Genomic DNA, 590 nt, shown 5'->3' with positions numbered 1-590 from the left:
GCGCTCGTAAAGTCAGTCACATACTTCTGTTTGCTCCTTCCTTTCCTTCGCTTGCCGCCTTGCTGCTGCGCAAATTATTCCGTACTCAACTCTGAATCAGTGCTGAAAATCGTCTCTCATCCGCCAAAACATCTTCGGCGTTGTAAGGTTAAGCCTCACGGTTCATTAGTACCGGTTAGCTCAACGCATCGCTGCGCTTACACACCCGGCCTATCAACGTCGTCGTCTTCAACGTTCCTTCAGGAGACTCTAAGTCTCAGGGAGAACTCATCTCGGGGCAAGTTTCGTGCTTAGATGCTTTCAGCACTTATCCCGTCCACACATAGCTACCCAGCTATGCCGTTGGCACGACAACTGGTACACCAGAGGTATGTCCATCCCGGTCCTCTCGTACTAAGGACAGCTCCTCTCAAATTTCCTACGCCCACGACGGATAGGGACCGAACTGTCTCACGACGTTCTGAACCCAGCTCGCGTACCGCTTTAATGGGCGAACAGCCCAACCCTTGGGACCGACTACAGCCCCAGGATGCGATGAGCCGACATCGAGGTGCCAAACCTCCCCGTCGATGTGAACTCTTGGGGGAGAT

1 rRNA gene is annotated in these 590 nt (G+C 53.4%); it reads right to left on the bottom strand.

Annotation, left to right across the window (positions count from 1 at the left end):
- Positions 1 to 144 precede the first annotated feature (144 nt).
- Positions 145 to 590 (bottom strand): 23S ribosomal RNA (locus RAD15_RS43425); the annotation flags it as partial.

This window comes from Bradyrhizobium sp. 14AA, from assembly GCF_054185205.1.
The sequence above is the reverse complement of the archived record's forward strand: the minus strand, read 5'-3'. Positions and strand labels throughout refer to the sequence as shown.